17 protein-coding genes and 1 pseudogene are annotated in these 16,345 nt (G+C 74.4%); 9 read left to right on the top strand and 9 right to left on the bottom strand.

Features of this window, described 5'->3' with window-relative positions; all coding sequences use genetic code 11:
* Positions 1-37 precede the first annotated feature (37 nt).
* Positions 38-724: a metal-dependent transcriptional regulator gene (locus GA0070623_RS10395; RefSeq protein ID WP_067313775.1), complete on the bottom strand. Its 687-nt coding sequence runs from the start codon at positions 722-724 to the stop codon at positions 38-40.
* A gap of 159 nt (positions 725-883) precedes the next feature.
* Here GA0070623_RS10395 and GA0070623_RS10390 point away from each other — a divergent pair, with 159 nt between their 5' ends.
* Genes GA0070623_RS10390 through GA0070623_RS10380 form a run of 3 tightly spaced genes read left to right on the top strand, consistent with a single transcriptional unit; the run spans position 884 to position 5,550 of the window.
* Entirely contained in the window at positions 884-1,741 is an 858-nt protein-coding gene (locus tag GA0070623_RS10390) for a sulfurtransferase (protein WP_067313777.1), read from the top strand.
* 48 nt (positions 1,742-1,789) lie between these two features.
* The gene (locus GA0070623_RS10385; RefSeq protein ID WP_067313780.1) at positions 1,790-2,971 is read left to right on the top strand and encodes an acetoin utilization protein AcuC; all 1,182 of its coding nucleotides are present in this window, start codon (positions 1,790-1,792) and stop codon (positions 2,969-2,971) included.
* Between the two features lie 23 nt (positions 2,972-2,994).
* Positions 2,995-5,550 (top strand): bifunctional acetate--CoA ligase family protein/GNAT family N-acetyltransferase, encoded by a 2,556-nt coding sequence (locus tag GA0070623_RS10380; protein WP_067313782.1) that lies wholly within the window; start codon positions 2,995-2,997, stop codon positions 5,548-5,550.
* Between the two features lie 164 nt (positions 5,551-5,714).
* Here GA0070623_RS10380 and sigB read toward each other — a convergent pair.
* Positions 5,715-6,731 (bottom strand): annotated as a pseudogene (sigB, locus tag GA0070623_RS10375) (RNA polymerase sigma factor SigB).
* 222 nt (positions 6,732-6,953) lie between these two features.
* Between sigB and GA0070623_RS10370 the strand changes: the two are divergent.
* Positions 6,954-7,742, top strand: a complete 789-nt coding sequence (locus GA0070623_RS10370; RefSeq protein WP_089004299.1) for a sporulation protein — start codon at positions 6,954-6,956, stop codon at positions 7,740-7,742.
* Between the two features lie 181 nt (positions 7,743-7,923).
* Here GA0070623_RS10370 and dtd read toward each other — a convergent pair whose 3' ends face one another.
* Genes dtd through GA0070623_RS10360 form a run of 3 tightly spaced genes read right to left on the bottom strand, consistent with a single transcriptional unit; the run spans position 7,924 to position 9,955 of the window.
* Positions 7,924-8,346 carry a D-aminoacyl-tRNA deacylase gene (gene dtd, locus GA0070623_RS10365; protein ID WP_067313886.1) on the bottom strand — a complete coding sequence of 141 codons (423 nt, stop codon included), beginning with the start codon at positions 8,344-8,346 and terminating at the stop codon, positions 7,924-7,926.
* Positions 8,346-8,471 (bottom strand): hypothetical protein, encoded by a 126-nt coding sequence (locus GA0070623_RS31380; RefSeq protein ID WP_269458980.1) that lies wholly within the window; start codon positions 8,469-8,471, stop codon positions 8,346-8,348. The genes dtd and GA0070623_RS31380 overlap by 1 nt, the downstream gene beginning before the upstream one ends.
* A complete protein-coding gene (locus GA0070623_RS10360; protein ID WP_172898389.1) occupies positions 8,471-9,955 on the bottom strand; it encodes a DUF7782 domain-containing protein in 1,485 nt (494 codons plus the stop codon). Before GA0070623_RS10360 ends, GA0070623_RS31380 begins: the two co-directional genes overlap by 1 nt.
* Positions 9,956-10,143: 188 nt before the next feature.
* Between GA0070623_RS10360 and GA0070623_RS10355 the strand changes: the two genes are divergently transcribed.
* Positions 10,144-11,367, top strand: coding sequence for a S8 family peptidase (locus tag GA0070623_RS10355; RefSeq protein WP_067313882.1), 1,224 nt, complete (start codon positions 10,144-10,146; stop codon positions 11,365-11,367).
* 170 nt (positions 11,368-11,537) lie between these two features.
* Entirely contained in the window at positions 11,538-12,128 is a 591-nt protein-coding gene (locus GA0070623_RS10350; RefSeq protein ID WP_067313880.1) for an HhH-GPD-type base excision DNA repair protein, read from the top strand.
* An 83-nt stretch (positions 12,129-12,211) separates the two neighbouring features.
* On the opposite strand, the gene GA0070623_RS10345 is transcribed toward GA0070623_RS10350, so the two are convergent.
* Together GA0070623_RS10345 and GA0070623_RS10340 are read right to left on the bottom strand one after the other, a co-directional pair.
* Positions 12,212-12,523: a hypothetical protein gene (locus tag GA0070623_RS10345; RefSeq protein WP_067313878.1), complete on the bottom strand. Its 312-nt coding sequence runs from the start codon at positions 12,521-12,523 to the stop codon at positions 12,212-12,214.
* Positions 12,524-12,536: 13 nt separating this feature from the next.
* Positions 12,537-12,824 (bottom strand): hypothetical protein, encoded by a 288-nt coding sequence (locus tag GA0070623_RS10340; RefSeq protein ID WP_231932742.1) that lies wholly within the window; start codon positions 12,822-12,824, stop codon positions 12,537-12,539.
* Positions 12,825-12,927: 103 nt separating this feature from the next.
* Here GA0070623_RS10340 and GA0070623_RS10335 point away from each other — a divergent pair, with 103 nt between their 5' ends.
* Positions 12,928-13,287, top strand: a complete 360-nt coding sequence (locus GA0070623_RS10335; RefSeq protein ID WP_172898388.1) for a DUF3099 domain-containing protein — start codon at positions 12,928-12,930, stop codon at positions 13,285-13,287.
* A 98-nt stretch (positions 13,288-13,385) separates the two neighbouring features.
* Here the strand turns inward: GA0070623_RS10335 and GA0070623_RS10330 are convergent, their stop codons facing one another.
* Complete coding sequence (locus GA0070623_RS10330) at positions 13,386-14,300, bottom strand: carbohydrate kinase family protein (protein ID WP_067313876.1); 915 nt, start codon at positions 14,298-14,300, stop codon at positions 13,386-13,388.
* Complete coding sequence (locus GA0070623_RS10325) at positions 14,297-15,223, bottom strand: pseudouridine-5'-phosphate glycosidase (protein WP_067313873.1); 927 nt, start codon at positions 15,221-15,223, stop codon at positions 14,297-14,299. The genes GA0070623_RS10330 and GA0070623_RS10325 overlap by 4 nt, the downstream gene beginning before the upstream one ends.
* An 84-nt stretch (positions 15,224-15,307) precedes the next feature.
* Between GA0070623_RS10325 and GA0070623_RS10320 the strand changes: the two genes are divergently transcribed.
* Positions 15,308-15,532, top strand: coding sequence for a DUF3039 domain-containing protein (locus GA0070623_RS10320; RefSeq protein WP_172898387.1), 225 nt, complete (start codon positions 15,308-15,310; stop codon positions 15,530-15,532).
* Between the two features lie 42 nt (positions 15,533-15,574).
* The gene (locus tag GA0070623_RS10315; protein WP_067313869.1) at positions 15,575-16,225 is read left to right on the top strand and encodes a trimeric intracellular cation channel family protein; all 651 of its coding nucleotides are present in this window, start codon (positions 15,575-15,577) and stop codon (positions 16,223-16,225) included.
* The last annotated feature ends 120 nt before the right edge of the window (positions 16,226-16,345 follow it).

Raw genomic sequence — 16,345 nt, 5'->3', positions numbered from 1 at the left:
GGCCCGGGCACCCGCCCCGGACCGGCGTGTGGGGCCGTCAGTGGGCGGCGACGAAGACCCGGGAGGCGACCTCGCGGGGCAGCCGGACCCGTTCGCCCGAGCGGTCGATGAACACGCCGTCGCGTTCCTGGGCGACGGTGACCGTGGCGCCCGGGTCGACCCCGGCGGCGTGCAGTTGGCGCAGCACGTCGGCGTCGGTCTGCACGCTCTCGCAGATCCGCCGGACCACCACCTGGCCGGCCAGCCCGGGGAAGGCGAGGTTCCGTTCGGCCTCGGTGGTGTCGGCGGTCTCGGCCTCCGGCGAGCCCAGCTCCTCCAGGCCCGGGATCGGGTTGCCGTACGGCGAACGGGTCGGGCGGTTGAGCAGGTCGTAGACCCGCTTCTCGACCGCGTCGCTCATCACGTGCTCCCACCGGCAGGCCTCCTCGTGGGCCTCCTCGTAGGGCATCCCGATCACGTTGACCAGCAGCAGTTCGGCGAGCCGGTGCTTGCGCATCACGGACACCGCGCTGCCCCGGCCCGCTTCGGTGAGTGCCAGGTGCCGGTCGCCCTCGACGGTGAGCAGCCCGTCACGTTCCATCCGCGCCACGGTCTGGCTGACGGTCGGCCCGCTCTGCCGCAACCGCTCGGCGATCCGGGCCCGCAGCGGCGGCACCCCCTCCTCCTCCAGTTCGAGGATGGTGCGCAGGTACATCTCGGTCGTGTCAACCAGATCGTGCTTCATCGATGCCTCCCGTTCGTGGAGGTACCCTGGCACTCAGTCGTGTCGACCAGGTCGTGCTTCACGTCAGCGGCCTCCCGGTGGTCGATGCTACCTCGACGTACGAAGGTCGACCCGCGGCGAATCGCGGGCTCAGCGCCCCGATGGTGTTGACTGGGCGTCATGTCCGGTACCGACGACCCGCTGATCGAGCCGGACCGGCTCGCCGCCGAGCTGGCCCAGCCCGACCCGCCGACCCTGCTGGACATCCGCTGGCGGCTGGCCGGGCCACCCGGGCGGGCGGACTACGCCGCAGGTCACCTGCCCGGCGCGGTCTTCGTCGACCTGGACACCGAGCTGTGCGGTCCGCCCGGCGCGGCGGGTCGGCACCCGCTGCCCGACCCGGGCACCCTCCAGGCCGCGCTGCGCGCCGCGGGCGTCCGCGCCGGCCACCCGGTGGTGGTGTACGACGGCGGCGACGGGATGGCCGCCGCCCGCGCCTGGTGGACGCTGCGCTGGGCCGGGCACCGGCCGGTGCGGGTGCTGGCCGGCGGCTGGCCGGGCTGGCTCGCCGCCGGGCTGCCCGGCACCGTCGAGGTGCCCGCCCCGCCGCCGGGCGACGTGACCGTCCGACCGGGTGCGCTGCCGGTGCTGGACGCCGCGGGCGCGGCCCGGCTCGCGGCGACCGACGACGGGACACTGCTGGACGTCCGGGCCGCACCCCGCTACCGGGGTGAGGCCGAGCCGGTCGACCCGGTCGCCGGGCACGTGCCGGGCGCGGTCAACCTGCCCGCCACGCAGTACGTCACCGAGGGCCGCTTCCCGACCGCCGCCGCCCTGCGGGACCGGTTCGCCGCCGCCGGGGTGCGCGCCGACCGGCCGGTGGGGGCGTACTGCGGCTCGGGGGTGACCGCCGCGCAGACGGTGCTGGCCCTGCACCTGGCCGGTCGGACGGACGCCGCGCTCTATGTCGGATCGTGGAGCGGGTGGGTCGCCGACCCGTCCCGGCCGGTGGCCACCGGCCCGACACCAGCCGGTTGACCAGCGCGTGTGGTGGGCGACCGGTGACCCACGTGCGACGATGACCGCATGTCGGACGACACGCTGGTGGTGTGGGACGAGTCCCTGCTGGACTACGACATGGGGGAGCACCCGCTCGACCCGGTCCGCGTCGAGCTGACCGTGGCGCTGGCCCGGGAGCTGGGCGTCCTGGACCGCCCCGGGGTCCGGCTGGTGCGGCCCGAGCCGGCCGACGACGCGACGCTCACCCGGGTGCACCTGCCCGACTACCTGGCGGCGGTACGGGCCGCGCCCCGCGACCCGCTCTTCGCCGGCTACGGACTGGGCACCTCGGACAATCCGGTCTTCGACGGGATGCACGAGTCGAGCGCGCTGATCGCCGGGGCGAGCGTGACCGCCGCCGAGGCGGTCTGGCGGGGCGAGGCCCGGCGGGCGGTCAACGTGGCCGGTGGGCTGCACCACGCCATGCCCGACCGGGCCGCCGGGTTCTGCGTCTACAACGACCCGGCGGTGGCCATCGCCCGGCTGCTGGACCTGGGCGCGGAGCGGGTCGCCTACGTCGACGTGGACGTGCACCACGGCGACGGCGTGCAGGAGGTCTTCTACCACGACCCCCGGGTGCTCACGGTGAGCCTGCACGAGACCCCGCTGGCGCTCTTCCCCGGCACCGGGTTCCCCGACGAGACCGGCGGCCCGGGGGCGCAGGGCAGCGCCGTCAACGTGCCGCTGCCCCCGGGCACCGACGACGCCGGCTGGCAGCGGGCCTTCCACGCGATCGTGCCGTCGGTGCTGCGCGCGTTCCGGCCGCAGATCCTGCTCACCCAGTGCGGCGCCGACGGGCACCGGATGGACCCGCTGGCCGACCTGCACCTGTCGGTGGATGGGCAACGGGCCACCTACCTGGCGTTGCGGGCGCTCGCCGACGAGCTGTGCGACGGCCGCTGGGTGGCCACCGGCGGCGGCGGGTACGCCCTGGTGGAGGTGGTGCCCCGGGCCTGGACCCACCTGCTGGCGGTGGCCACCGGCGACCCGCTCGACCCGGCCACCCTCACCCCGCCCGGCTGGCGTGCCCTGGCCGCCCAGCGACGGCCCGGCCGGGACGTCCCGCTGCGGATGACCGACGACGTCGACCCGGAACACCAGCCGTGGCAGCCGACCGGGGAGCCGAACTCGGTGGACCGGGCGGTGGCGGCCACCCGCAAGGCGGTGTTCCCGCTGCTCGGGCTGGACCCGTACGACCCGCGCGACTGAGCGGGGGACCTGGGGAGGGGCCGGTGACCACTGTCGACCAACCGGTGGACGTGCTGCTCAGCGACGGCAGCACCGTCGGCCTGCGGCCGATCCGGCCGCAGGACGCCCCGGAGATCGTCGCCATGCACGGACGCTTCTCGGAACGCACCCGCTACCTGCGCTACTTCTCGCCCTACCCACGCATTCCGGAGCGGGACCTGCACCGGTTCGTCACCGTCGACCACCGGGACCGGGAGGCGTTCGTGGTGCTGGCCGGCGACCGGATCATCGCCGTCGGCCGGTACGAGCGGCTGGGGCCGGCGGCCCCCGAAGCCGAGGTGGCGTTCGTGGTGGAGGATGCCCACCAGGGCCGGGGGATCGGCCCGGTGCTGCTGGAACACCTGGCCGACGCGGCCCGCCGGGCCGGCATCGGGCACTTCGTCGCCGAGGTGCTGCCCACCAACGGCGCGATGCTGCGGGTCTTCGCCGACTTCGGTTACCAGGTGCAACGGCAGTTCGCCGACGGGGTGGTGCACCTGACCTTCCCGATCGCCCCGACCGAGGCCACCCTGGCGGTGCAGCGCGGCCGGGAGCACCGCACCGAGGCGCGGTCCATCGCCCGGCTGCTCGCCCCGCGCGGGGTGGCCGTCTACGGGGCCAGCGCCACCGGTCAGGGGGTCGGCGCGGCGCTGCTCGGGCACCTGCGCGACGGTGGTTACCGGGGGGCGATCGTGCCGGTGCACCCGGGCGCACGCACGGTGGCGGGGCTGCCCGCGTACCCGTCGGCGGCCGACGCGGGGGTGGACGTCGACCTGGCGGTCGTCGCGGTGCCCCCGGAAGCGACGCCGAGGGTGGTTGCCGACGCCGCCGCCGCCGGCGTACACGGCCTGGTGGTCGTCTCCGCCGGTTTCGCCGAAGCCGGGCCGGCGGGCGCGGCAGCCCAGCGGACCCTGGTCCGGGCGGCACACGCCGCCGGCATGCGGGTGGTCGGCCCGAACTGCCTGGGGGTGGCGAACACCGACGGGCGGGTACGCCTCAACGCCACCCTGGCCCCGGTGCTGCCGGCCCCCGGGCGGGTGGGCTTCTTCAGCCAGTCCGGCTCGTTCGGGGTGGCCCTGCTGGCCGAGGCGCAGCGCCGGGGGCTGGGCCTGTCCAGTTTCGTGTCGGCCGGCAACCGGGCCGACGTCTCCGGCAACGACCTGCTCCAGTACTGGCAGGACGACCCCGGCACCGACGTGATCCTGCTCTACCTGGAGACCTTCGGCAATCCGCGCAAGTTCGCCCGGCTGGCCCGCCGGATCGGCCGGGACAAACCGGTGGTGGCGCTGGCCCCGCTGGCCCGCCCGACCGGCCCCGGTGCCGGCAGGGCGCTCGACGAGGCCGCCGTCAGCGCGCTGTTCGCCCAGTCCGGGGTGATCCGGGTGGACACCGTCGCCGAGCTGCTCGACGTCGGGGTGCTGCTGGCCGACCAGCCGCTGCCGGCCGGCACCCGGGTCGGGGTGGTCGGCAACTCCTCGGCGCTGACCGGGCTGGCCGCCACCGCCTGCGCCGGGCAGGGCCTCACCGTCGCCGCCGGCTACCCCCGCGACGTCGGCCCGCACGCCGGTGCCGCCGAGTTCACCGCCGCACTGGCCGGCGCCGCCGCCGACGACCGGGTGGACGCGCTGGTGGCGGTCTTCGCCCCGCCGCTGCCGGGGCAGCTCACCGTGGAGGAGGCGGACTTCACCGCCGCCCTGCCGGCGGTCCTGGCCGGGGGCAAGCCGACGGTGGCGACCTTCCTCGCCGGCCGGGTGCCGGCCGGGCTGCCCGCGTACCCGAGCGTGGAGGAGGCGGTCCGGGCACTGGGCCGGGTCAGCCGGTACGCGCAGTGGCTGCGCCGGGATCCGGGCACGCTGCCCGAGCTGCCCGGCACGGACCGGTCCGCCGGGCAGGCGGCGCTGCGCGGTGACGCCGCCGACCCGGTCGCGCTGCTCGCCGCGTACGGCGTCGAGGTGGTCGGGTCGACGCCGGCCGGCACCCTCGACGAGGCGCTCACCGCCGCCGCGCGATGGGGCTGGCCGGTGGCGTTGAAGGCCGCCGCGCCCGGCCTGCGGCACCGCCTCGACCTGGGCGCCGTCCGCCTCGACCTGGCCGACCCGGTCGCGCTGCGCCGGGCGTACGCGGAGCTGACGGCGGCCTTCGGCGCGGACGTCCTGGTGCAGCCGATGGTGCCGCCGGGGGTGGCCTGTGTGGTGGAGCTGCGCGAGGACCCGGCGTTCGGGCCGGTGGTCGGCTTCGGGCTGGGTGGCGTCGCCACCGAGCTGCTCGGTGACCGGGCCTGGCGGGCGGTGCCGCTGACCGACCGGGACGCCGCCGAGCTGGTCGACGAGCCGCGCGCCGCGCCGCTGCTGCGCGGGCACCGGGGTGCCGCCGAGGTCGACCGGGCGGCCCTGGCCGAGCTGCTGCTGCGGGTGGGCCGGCTCGCCGACGAGCAGCCCCGGGTGCGGTCGCTCACCCTCAACCCGGTGCTGGCCCGGCCGGACGGCATCGCGGTGCTGCACGCCTCGGTGGGGGTCGGCACGGCGGACGACCGCCCGGACACCGGCCCGCGCCGGCTCTGACCGGTGCCGGCACCCGCCGCACCCGACCGGGCCGACGCGCGGCGGCTCCCGGCGGGCCGTCGGGCATCCGGTGTGAGCCGGCCCGGTCACCGACCGGCGGGTCACCCCGGACAGGCGGCAGGCCCCCGGCGAACCGCCGGGGGCCTGCACCGTCACCGTCGCGCTCAGCAGGCGTACGCCTCCAGCCGCTGCGCCCGCTCCGGGTCGCGCAGCTTGAGCAGGGTGACCTTCTCGATCTGCCGGATCCGCTCCCGGGACAGGCCGAACTCCTTGCCCACCTCGTCGAGGGTGCGCTGCCGGCCGTCGTCGAGGCCGAACCGGAGCCGGATCACCGCCTGCTCCCGCTGGGACAGGGTGGCCAGCACGATGCGTACCTCGTTGCGCAGTTCGCCGTTGGCGGCGGCTTCGCCCGGCTCGGTGCGCGGGTCCACCGCAGCGACGAAGTCACCGAGCGCGCTCTCGCCGTCCTCGCCGACGGCCTGGTCGAGGCTGACCGGCTCCCGGTCGTACGAGATCAGCTCGATGACCTGGAACTCGGGGATCTCCATCGCCCGCGCGACCTCGGACACGATGGGCTCGCGGCCCAGCTTGACCGACAGCTCCCGGCGGACCCGGACCATCCGGTTGACCTGCTCGACCATGTGCACCGGGATGCGGATGGTGCGGGCCTGGTCGGCCATCGCCCGGGTGATCGCCTGCCGGATCCACCAGGTGGCGTACGTGGAGAACTTGTAACCCTTGGCGTAGTCGAACTTCTCGACCGCGCGGATCAGGCCGAGGTTGCCCTCCTGGATCAGGTCGAGGAAGGCCATCCCGCGCCCGGTTCACCGCTTGGCGATGCTGACCACCAGCCGCAGGTTCGCCTCCAGCAGGTGGTCCTTGGCGGAGCGGCCCTCGCGGGCGATCAGGGTCAGGTCGGCGTGCAGGTCGCCGGAGACGGGGGTGCACGTCGACAGCTTCTCCTCGGCGAACAGCCCGGCCTCGATCCGTTTGGCCAGCTCCACCTCCTGGGCCGCGGTGAGCAGCTTCGTCCGGCCGATCCCGTTGAGGTAGGCCCGGACCAGGTCGGTGGAGACCCCGCGCTCGTCGGTGGCGTCCAGGTCGGTGAGGGCGTCGGTGCCGTGCTCGGCGTCGATGGTGGTGGCCGGGCGCGTCTGGTTATCGATCATCTGCAGGGCCATCTCTGTGTCTCCCCGTGTCCGCTTTCGGTGTCGCCTACCGGTGCCATCGGCCCCGGTGATGCACAGCTTTCCAACCGGGACGTGAAACGGGGGTGAGGCGATCGGGGAACCGACAGCAATCCGGTCGGATGCGGGGTGGGCCGTCGGCGGTCTTGCCAGGTCCGGCTACCGTGCCAGCGGTCGACTATGCGGGTCGGCCCTGAACAGGCAATGGAGGACGTGGTGGTCTTCAAGCGGCTCATGCAGTCGATGGGGGTGGGCGGTCCGTCGGTGGAGACCGTGCTCGCCAATCCGAACTGCCGTCCGGGCGGGGTGCTGGAGGGGCGGGTGCACGTGGCCGGCGGCGACCACGCCACCGACATCGAGTACGTGGCGCTCGGTCTGGTCACCCGGGTCGAGGTGGAGAGTGCCGACTCCGAGTACGAGACCACCCAGGAGTTCGCCCGGCAGCAGGTCACCGGCCCGTTCCGGCTGGAGGCCGGGCAGCGGTACGACATCCCGTTCCGGTTCGCCGTGCCGTGGGAGACCCCGCTGACCGACCTGTACGGCCACCGGCTGCACGGGATGACGATGGGGCTGCGCACCGAGCTGGAGGTGGCCCGCGCGGTCGACAAGGGTGACCTGGACGCGGTGTCGGTGCACCCGCTGCCGGCCCAGGAGCGGCTGCTGGAGGCGCTGCTGCGGCTGGGCTTCCGGTTCGCCCGCGCCGACGTCGAGCGCGGCCACATCTATGGCGTACGGCAGAGCCTGCCGTTCTACCAGGAGATCGAGTTCTACCCCGCGCCGCAGTACGCCGGGGCGATCAACCAGCTGGAGGTCACCTTCGTCACCGACCCGCACCAGGTGCAGGTGGTGCTGGAGATGGACAAGCGCGGCGGCCTGTTCACCGAGGGCCGGGACGCCTTCGGCCGGTTCACCGTCGACCACGCCACCGCCGACCGCACCGACTGGGCCGCCCAACTCGACGGCTGGCTCCGCCAGTCCCTCCAACGCCGAGGCCTCTTCTCCTGACCCGTTCCCCCTGTCCCCCTCTCCCCACCCTCCCCCCGTCCCCGTCCCCCCCCGTCCCCGCCCCCACTGTCCCCGGTGATCAAGAGGTTTGCGTCAACTTTGATCTTCGGATTGACACAAACCTCTTGATCACCAGGGCGGGTGGGGGTGGGTGCGGGGCGCGGGGTGGGGAGGGGGTGGGTTAGAGGTCCAGGAGGAGGGTGCGGGGGCCGATGTTGGTGCTCTCGACCAGCATGTGGGCGCGGAAGCGGCCGGTCTCGACCGTAGCGCCCCGGTCGCGGAGCGCCTGGACCATGGCGGTGACCAGGGGTTCGGCCGCCTCGGCGGGGGCGGCGGCGGTCCAGCTCGGGCGGCGCCCCTTGCGGGTGTCGCCGTAGAGGGTGAACTGGCTGACCACCAGGATCGGGGCACCGGTGTCGGCGGCGCTACGTTCGTCGTCGAGGACGCGCAGCTCGTGCACCTTGCGGGCCATCGTCCGGGCCAGCTCGGGGGTGTCGGTGTGGGTGACACCCAGCAGCACCAGCAGGCCGTCGGTGATCGCGCCGACCACCTCGCCGTCGACGGTGACGCTGGCGCGGCCTACCGTCTGCACCACCGCCCGCATCAGCCGGTCACCGGCTCGACGACGCCCTGTTCGGCCGCTCGCATCACGACGCCCCGCTCGGCCGCCGGCATCGCGATGCCCTGTTCGGCCGCCGGCATCGCGATGCCCTGTTCGGCCGCCCGCATCAGTCGGTCACCGGCTCGACGATGCCCCGCTCGACCAGCCGGGCCACGATCGGGCCGGCCGCCTCGGCCAGCTCGTCGGTGGTGACGTCGTGCGCGACGGCGAGCAGGGCGAGCTGGTCACGCAGCGGCAACCGGCCGTCGCAGCCGCCCACCAGGGCCAGCACCAGCGGATCGATCTCCTCGCTCCAGCGCAGCCCGTGCGGCATCGTCAGGACCTGCCGGTCGACCGCCCAGCCCTCGTCGCCGATCGTCGCCTCCTGGCGCAGTTGCAGCCCCGGGGCCGCCCGGTAGCGGGTGTCGAGCAGGCCGTCGACCCCCCGGGCGCGCACGAAGTCCTGCCGGTCGAACCAGCCGGCCACCTGGTCGCCCAGTGGCGGTTCGACCCGCTGGCGCAGGTCCTCCACCCGTACGGTCGGGTCGGCGTGACCACCCCGGCGCAGTGAGACGATGCCGAAGCCGATCGCCTCGACCTTGTGCGCGTCGAACCAGTCCAGCCAGGCCGCCGCCCGGTGCGGGTCGGCCGCCTCGCCGACGTCGGTCAGCCACAGGTGCACGTACGCCATCGGGTCGGCGACCTCGCGCTGGATCACCCAGGCGTCCAGCCCGGTGCCGGCGAACCAGCCGGTCACCCGCTCCGCCCAGTCCTCCCCGGCGACGTGCACCCAGTTGGCCAGGTACTGCATGGTCCCACCCTCGGTGAGCAGGCCCGGCGCGGCGGCGGCCAGCTCGGCGCCGATCGCGTCGCCCACCCGGCCGGAGTCGCGGTAGACGTGGGTGGTGGTGCCCGGCCCGACCACGAACGGCGGGTTGCTGACCACCAGGTCGAACCGCCGGCCGGCCACCGGGGCGACCAGGTCGCCGCGCAGCAGTTCCCAGTCCTGCCCGTTCAGGGCGGCGGTGGTGGCGGCGAAGCGCAGTGCCCGCTCCGACACGTCGGTGGCGGTCACCCGCCGGGCGTGGGTGGCCAGGTGCAGGGCCTGCACGCCGGAGCCGGTGCCCAGGTCCAGCGCGGTGTCCACCGGGCGGCGGACGGTCGCCCCGATCAGGGTGTGGGTGGCCCCGCCGATGCCGAGCACGTGTTCGCTGTGCAGTGGTCGACCCGGGCGGGCGCTGGCCGGCACGTCGGCGAGCACCCACCAGGCGTCCCCGTACGGCTCCAGGTCCACCCCGGCGCGCAGGCCGTCGCCGTACGGCTCGACCAGACCGGCGGCGACGGCCTCGGCCAGGTCGAGCGGGGCGAGCGCGGCGGCGACCGCCGCTTCGGGCTCGGTCTGGTCGCAGATGAACACCCGGATCAGGGTGGCCAACGGATCCCGGTCTGCGGTGGCGCGCAGCGCGGCCCGGAAGTCGTTGCGGGCCACCCCGCCGGTGGCCTGCGGGCCGAGCCGGCCGGCGATGCCGTTGGCGGTGAAGTCGGCGCTGGTGAGCGCGGTGCGCAGCGCGTCGACGCCGGCGGGGGAGAGCAGCATGTCGTGTCGGTCCACCTCGCCATCCTGCCTGGCGCGGGGTGCCCGGTGGCGGGCACCCGGGACATCCATACCACCAGCTCAATCCTCCAGCCGTTATCTCTTTTACGTTTGTCAATGTCTGGTTAGCATTCCCTCAACATCAGTCGATGGGACGTTTCGGACGGCCCAGCCTGTCCGTTCGTACCCGGTAGGGAGTTCAGACGATGTCCGACGTGTCCGTTCCCCGGCGTCGCGCGATCCGCGCGGTCGCCGTCGCGGCCGCCGCCGCGGCCTTCTCCGTCGCCGCCGGTGCCCCCGCCCTCGCCGCCCCCACCGGCCAGATCCGCTACGCCTCCGCCCCCGACGCGATCAGCGGCAGCTACCTGGTCGTGCTCAAGGGCGACGTCGTCGGCGCCGCCAACAGCCGCGCCGCCCGGACCGCCGTGCCCGACCGGGCCGCCAGCCTCACCAAGCGGTACGGCGGGAAGGTCGCCGACGTCTACAGCGCCGCGCTCACCGGCTTCAGCGCGAAGATGAGCGCCGGCCAGGCCAGCCGGCTCGCCGCCGACCCGTCGGTGGCCTACGTCGAGCAGGACCGGGTGATGACCGCCCAGGCGACCCAGGCCAACCCGCCGTCCTGGGGCCTGGACCGCATCGACCAGCGCAACCTGCCGCTGAACTCCAGCTACACCTACCCGAACACGGCCACCAACGTGCGGGCCTACATCATCGACACCGGTATCCGGACCACCCACTCCGACTTCGGTGGGCGGGCCACCTGGGGCACCAACACCGTCGACTCCAACAACACCGACTGCAACGGCCACGGCACCCACGTCGCCGGCACCGTCGGCGGCACCAAGTACGGCGTCGCCAAGGGGGTCCGGCTGATCGCGGTCAAGGTGCTCAACTGCCGGGGCAGCGGCAGCACCACCGGCGTGATCAGTGGCGTCAACTGGGTGACCGCCAACGCCGTCAAGCCGGCGGTGGCCAACATGAGCCTCGGCGGCGGGGTCAGCACCACCCTCGACAACGCGGTGGCCAGCTCGATCAGCTCGGGCGTCACGTACGCGCTGGCGGCCGGCAACTCCAACGCCAACGCCTGCAACTCCTCGCCGTCGCGGGTCGCCTCGGCCATCACCGTCGGCGCCACCACCAACACCGACGCGCGGGCCTCCTACTCCAACTACGGCTCCTGCGTCGACCTGTTCGCGCCGGGTTCGAGCATCACCTCGTCCTGGAACACCAACGACACCGCCACCAACTCGATCAGCGGCACCTCGATGGCGTCCCCGCACGTCGCCGGTGCCGCCGCCCTGGTCCTGTCGGCCAACCCCTCCTACACCCCGGCCCAGGTCGCCAGCTCCCTGACCAGCAGCGCCACCCCCAACGTGGTGACCAGCCCCGGCTCGGGCTCGCCGAACCGGCTGCTCTTCGTCGTGAACTGACCCGCTGCGCCACGGCCGGCCCGGTGGACACCCGCGGTGTCCACCGGGCCGCGTCGCGTCCGCCTGCCTCCGGCGGCACCTGCGTGTCACCGACCGCTGCCCGGCCCCGCCGGCGCGGCTGCTGGTCGGAGTTCCGTGGGCCGGGCGGGCCGGGCGGGCAGGATGGGGGCATGACGCTCTCGCTGCCCATCGACGGCGAGGCCAACCGGCTGCTGGAACGCAGCCCGTTGGCCCTGCTGACGGGGATGCTGCTGGACCAGCAGGTGCCGATGGAGAAGGCCTTCTCGTCCCCGTACGTGCTCGCCCAGCGGCTGGGTCACGACCCGGACGCGCGGGAGTTGGCCGACTACGATCCGGCCGCGCTGGTGGCGGTCTTCGCCGGCCCGCCCGCGCTGCACCGCTTCCCGAAGGCGATGGCCGGCCGGGTGCAGGAGCTGTGCCGGATCCTGGTCGACCGGTACGACGGCGACGCCGGCCGGCTCTGGGCGGACGTCGCCGACGGGCGGGAGTTGCTGCGCCGGATCGCCGGCCTGCCCGGCTTCGGCACCCAGAAGGCGCAGATCTTCGTGGCGCTGCTCGGCAAGCGGTACCGGGTCCGTCCCGCCGGCTGGCGGGGGGCCGCCGGCGGTTACGGCGACCCGGACACGTACCGGTCGGTCGCCGACGTCACCGACGCGGAGTCGCTGCGCCGGGTCCGCGAGTACAAGCAGCAGGCCAAGGCTGCGGCGAAGGCCGACCGGCGGGCCGGGGCCGACCAGTAGGCCGGGGTCGACCAGCGGGCCAGGGGTCGACCAGCGGGCCGGGCCGACTGGTAGGCCGGGGTCGGCGCGGGTCGGGCGGTGAGTCAGGCGGCGGTGGGGCGGGAGAGCGCGGCGAGCGCCCGGCGGACGTCGGCGAGCGAGACGGTGGCCGAGTCGTCGAGATCGGCCAGGCCGGCCTCGATCCACTGGCGCATCAGCGTGGTGACCCCGATGCCGCGGGCCTCCGCCGCCGACCGGACCCGCTCGTAGGTGTCCATCGGCAGGCGTACCGAGCGGCTGACCATCGGCACGTCGGTGTCGGGGGTGGGCAGCTCCACCGGCTGGCTGTCGTCGATCAACTCGGCGAACGTGTCGTCGCCGCCGTGGAATCGCTTGATGGCCTCGTTACGGTTCATCGCCGTCGCCTCCTCATCGGCGCGTTCTCCGCACGGCCTCGTCGTAGCGCTTGGCCTCGACATCGCTCAGCTCGCGGGCGGAGAGGACGTCCCAGTCGTGGTCGGTGCCGTCGGCCTCGGCGAGCAGGACGGCCAGCCGTCGGCCGCGACGGTTCGCGGCGTAGACGACCGTCAGGTCCTCGCCGAGGTGCCGGATCACCCGGTGGGTGCCGTGCAGCGCCTCCCACACTTCCCCCGAGGTGACGTCGTAGACCCGCAGGTTGGCCAACGCCTCGTCGGTGAAGCTGAACCGGCTGCCCACCGGCGCAGCGTACCACGAACGTAACACGTCGCCCGGGTACGTCGATTTTCGCTGATCAAGGTGGTGCGGTGACAGGATGGGGGGAATCCCCCTCAGGAGGTCCATGGTGAAGCGTCAGGCGTACCAGCCGATTCTGATCACCGACGCCTCGCGCAGCCAGGACGACCAGCTCACCAGCCGACAGAAGCGGTACGTGCTGATGATGGGCATCCGGGTGGCGTGTGTGATCGCCGGCGCGGTCCTGGTCGGCGTGCAGGCCCCACTGCTCTGGCTCTGGCTGCCGCTGGTGGCGCTGGGCATGATCCTCATCCCCTGGCTGGCGGTGCTGCTCGCCAACGACCGCCCGCCCAAGGAGGAGCACCGCCTCGCCAACAGGTTCCAGCCCCGTCACCGCGACGAGACGCCGCCGATGAGCCTCACCGCCGAGGAACGCCCGCACCGGATCATCGACGTCGAACCCTGACGCCGCGGCCCGGCCGGCTGCCCTGACGCCGCTGCCCTGAGGCTGCGGCCCGGCCGGTCCCACGGCCCGGCGGGCCGCCCGGTCCCACGGCCCGGTCGCTACCTGGTCGCCGCCTCGGGTGTGGGGCGGGCACCCACCGTGGAGACCGCCAGGGCGCCGAGGTCGGCGGCCCGGGCCAGCGCCGCACGCGGCTTCGCGCCGGTCGTCCAGGCGGTGAGCAGGCCCGCCGCGAAGGCGTCCCCGGCGCCGGTGACGTCCACCACGGCGACCCGCAGCGAGGGGGTCACCCCGATCGTCGCCCGCCGGTCCACCCAGATCGCGCCCGCCCCGCCGCGCTTCACCACCACCCGCCGGGCCGCCGCCGACAGCGCCCGCGCCTGCGCCGCCGGGTCCAGCCCGCCGGCCAGCACCCCGGCCTCGTCCGCGTTGACCAGCAGCAGGTCGACGTCGCGTACCCAGGACAGGAAGGCCGCCGCGCCGATCCGCCGCAGCGGTGCCGCGGAGGCCGCGTCGACGCTGGTCGTCAACCCCCGCTCGCGGGCGGCGGCCAACGCGCGCAGCCCGGCCGGTCGGGACGCGGCGTCCAGCAGGCAGTACGCCGACAGGTGCAGGTGGACGGCGTCGGGCACGGCAGCCAGTGCCCGGTCCACGTGGCCGGCGGTCAGCCGCAGGTTGGCCCCCCGTTCGGTGACCATGGTCCGCTCGTCGGCCGTGGCCAGCACGATCACCGTGCCGGTGCTGGTCTGCGGGTGCACCTCCACCGCGCAGTCCACGCCGGCCCGCTCCAGCTCGGCCACCCGGTCCCGGCCGGCGCTGTCGTCCCCGATCGCGCCGACCAGGGTCACCGGCGCGTGCTGGGCGGCGATCCAGGCGGCGGTGTTGGCCGCCTGGCCGCCGCCGGTCACCCTGATCGCGGCCGGGGTGTCCGAGCCGGTGGCCAGCGCCCCGGCCAGCACCGCGATCACGTCGGTGATCAGGTCGCCGACCACCACGATCCGGCCCGGACCGGTCATGCCGCCCCGCGCCGGGCGGACGCGACCGCGATCCGCGCGGCCAGGTCGGCGTTGCGCAGGATGATCCGCACGTTGACCGCCAGGCTGGCGCCCTCGGTGGCCGTGTGGAAGTGGGCCAGCAGGAACGGGGTGACCGCCTTGCCGGTGACGCCGTCGCGGCCCAGCCGGGCCAGCCCCTCGGTGAGGGTCCGGTCGTGCAGCGCCGGGTCGAGCTGCTCGTCGACCGGCAGCGGGTTGGCCACGATCAACCCACCCCGGTGTACGCCGTGCTGCTCCCGGGCGGCCAGCACCTCGGCGACCTGCTCGGGGGAGTCCACCGACCAGTCCAGGTCGAAACCGGAGTCGGTCAGGTAGAAGCCGGGGAAGCGTCGGGTGCGGTAGCCGACCACCCCGACCCCGAGGGTCTCCAGCCGCTCCAGGGTGGCCCCGACGTCGAGGATCGACTTGACCCCGGCGCAGACCACGGTGATCGGGGTACGCGCCAGGGTCACCAGGTCGGCCGACTCGTCGAAGGTCTGCGCCGCCTCCCGGTGCACCCCGCCCAGTCCGCCGGTGGCGAAGACACCGATCCCCACGGCGGCGGCCACCGCACTGGTGGCGGCCACCGTGGTGGCCCCGTCCGCGCCGGTGGCGGCGGCCACGGCGAGGTCACGGACGGAGAGCTTGGCCACCGGGTCGACGGTGGCGAGTCGGGTCAGCTGGTCATCGTCGAGGCCGACGACGAGCTCGCCGTCGACCATGCCGATGGTGGCGGGGACGGCGCCCGCGTCGCGTACCGTCTGCTCGATCTCCCGGGCGACCCGCAGGTTGTCCGGTCGGGGCAGACCGTGCGAGACGATGGTGCTCTCCAGGGCGACGACGGGACGGCCGTCGCGCAGGGCCGCGGCGACCTCGGTGCCGGGGCGGATGTGGAAGGTGGTCACGTCGGCTACCGTAACGGGCCACCGTCGGGGTGGGCTGCGGTGGACCGGACCTGGTCGACCTGCCAAACTTGGGCTGTTGGAGGTGTGACTGTGAGTACAGAGGTTCTTGAGCGTCCCGAGGTGAAGGACGCCGACACCGGTCCCGAGATGTTCCATTACGTGCGCAAAGAGAAGATCGCCGAGAGTGCCGTGATGGGCACCTACGTGGTGGCGCTCTGCGGCGAGACGTTCCCGGTGACCAAGGCCGCCAAGCCCGGCTCCCCGGTCTGCCCGAAGTGCAAGGAGATCTACGACTCGTACCGCGAGTGATCCGGGGCGGCCCGACGGGCCGCACCCGTACCCTTCGGCGGTGTGACCACCTCCACCGCCCTGCTCCTGGCCGACCTGACCGGGGTGGCCGTCTTCGCCGCCTCCGGTGCCTCCGCGGCGGTGGCCAAGCGGCTCGACCTGTTCGGCGTGGTGTTCGTCGGGTTCGTCGCGGCGCTGGGCGGTGGGATCTTCCGGGACCTGGCCATCGACGAGGTACCGCCGCTCGCCTTCGCCGACTGGCGGTACGCCGCCACCGCCGCGGTCACCGCCACCGCCGTGTTCTGGCTGCACCCGCAGCTCGCCCGGCTGCGGACCACGGTGCTGGTGCTGGACGCCGCCGGGCTGGCGCTGTTCACCGTCACCGGCACGCTCAAGGCGCTCGACGCCCGGGTGCCGGCGGTCGGCGCGGTGGTGATCGGCATGCTCACCGCGATCGGCGGCGGCCTCGGCCGGGACCTGCTCACCGCCGAGATCCCGGTGGTGCTGCGCCGGGAGATCTACGCCGTCGCCGCGCTCGCCGGATCGATCATGGTGGTGCTGCTGACCGGGCTGGGGTACGCCGGGGTGGGCGGGCTGACCGCGGCGGCGCTGCTGGTCTTCGTCCTGCGCCTGGTGGCGCTGCGGCGGCGCTGGTCGGCCCCGGTGGCGACGATGCGTCCCCCGGAGACCGGCCTGGACCGCCCACCGTCCTGACCAGGGGCGGTGTCGGTCGGCGTGGTGTCGGCTGGGGATGCCCGGCCCGGCTGGTTATGCTGGGCCGGCCTTCGCGGCGTGCGGTGCGCGAGGGCGTTTTCATGGGCGGCGGTACCGTGG

Origin of the sequence: Micromonospora rifamycinica, assembly GCF_900090265.1 — a bacterium.
Taxonomy (GTDB): Bacteria; Actinomycetota; Actinomycetes; order Mycobacteriales; family Micromonosporaceae; genus Micromonospora; species Micromonospora rifamycinica.
Note: the sequence above shows the minus strand (reverse complement) of the source record. Positions and strands in the feature narration are given on the sequence as shown.

What these genes read in the sequence shown, in the direction of transcription:
- GA0070623_RS10395 (WP_067313775.1), bottom strand. Translation starts at nt 724, where the DNA reads ATGAAGCACGATCTGGTTGACACGACCGAGATGTACCTGCGCACCATC.
- GA0070623_RS10390 (WP_067313777.1), top strand. Translation starts at nt 884, where the DNA reads ATGTCCGGTACCGACGACCCGCTGATCGAGCCGGACCGGCTCGCCGCC.
- GA0070623_RS10385 (WP_067313780.1), top strand. Translation starts at nt 1,790, where the DNA reads ATGTCGGACGACACGCTGGTGGTGTGGGACGAGTCCCTGCTGGACTAC.
- dtd (WP_067313886.1), bottom strand. Translation starts at nt 8,346, where the DNA reads ATGCGGGCGGTGGTGCAGACGGTAGGCCGCGCCAGCGTCACCGTCGAC.
- GA0070623_RS31380 (WP_269458980.1), bottom strand. Translation starts at nt 8,471, where the DNA reads ATGCGGGCGGCCGAACAGGGCATCGCGATGCCGGCGGCCGAACAGGGC.
- GA0070623_RS10355 (WP_067313882.1), top strand. Translation starts at nt 10,144, where the DNA reads ATGTCCGACGTGTCCGTTCCCCGGCGTCGCGCGATCCGCGCGGTCGCC.
- GA0070623_RS10350 (WP_067313880.1), top strand. Translation starts at nt 11,538, where the DNA reads ATGACGCTCTCGCTGCCCATCGACGGCGAGGCCAACCGGCTGCTGGAA.
- GA0070623_RS10345 (WP_067313878.1), bottom strand. Translation starts at nt 12,523, where the DNA reads ATGAACCGTAACGAGGCCATCAAGCGATTCCACGGCGGCGACGACACG.
- GA0070623_RS10335 (WP_172898388.1), top strand. Translation starts at nt 12,928, where the DNA reads ATGGTGAAGCGTCAGGCGTACCAGCCGATTCTGATCACCGACGCCTCG.
- GA0070623_RS10330 (WP_067313876.1), bottom strand. Translation starts at nt 14,300, where the DNA reads ATGACCGGTCCGGGCCGGATCGTGGTGGTCGGCGACCTGATCACCGAC.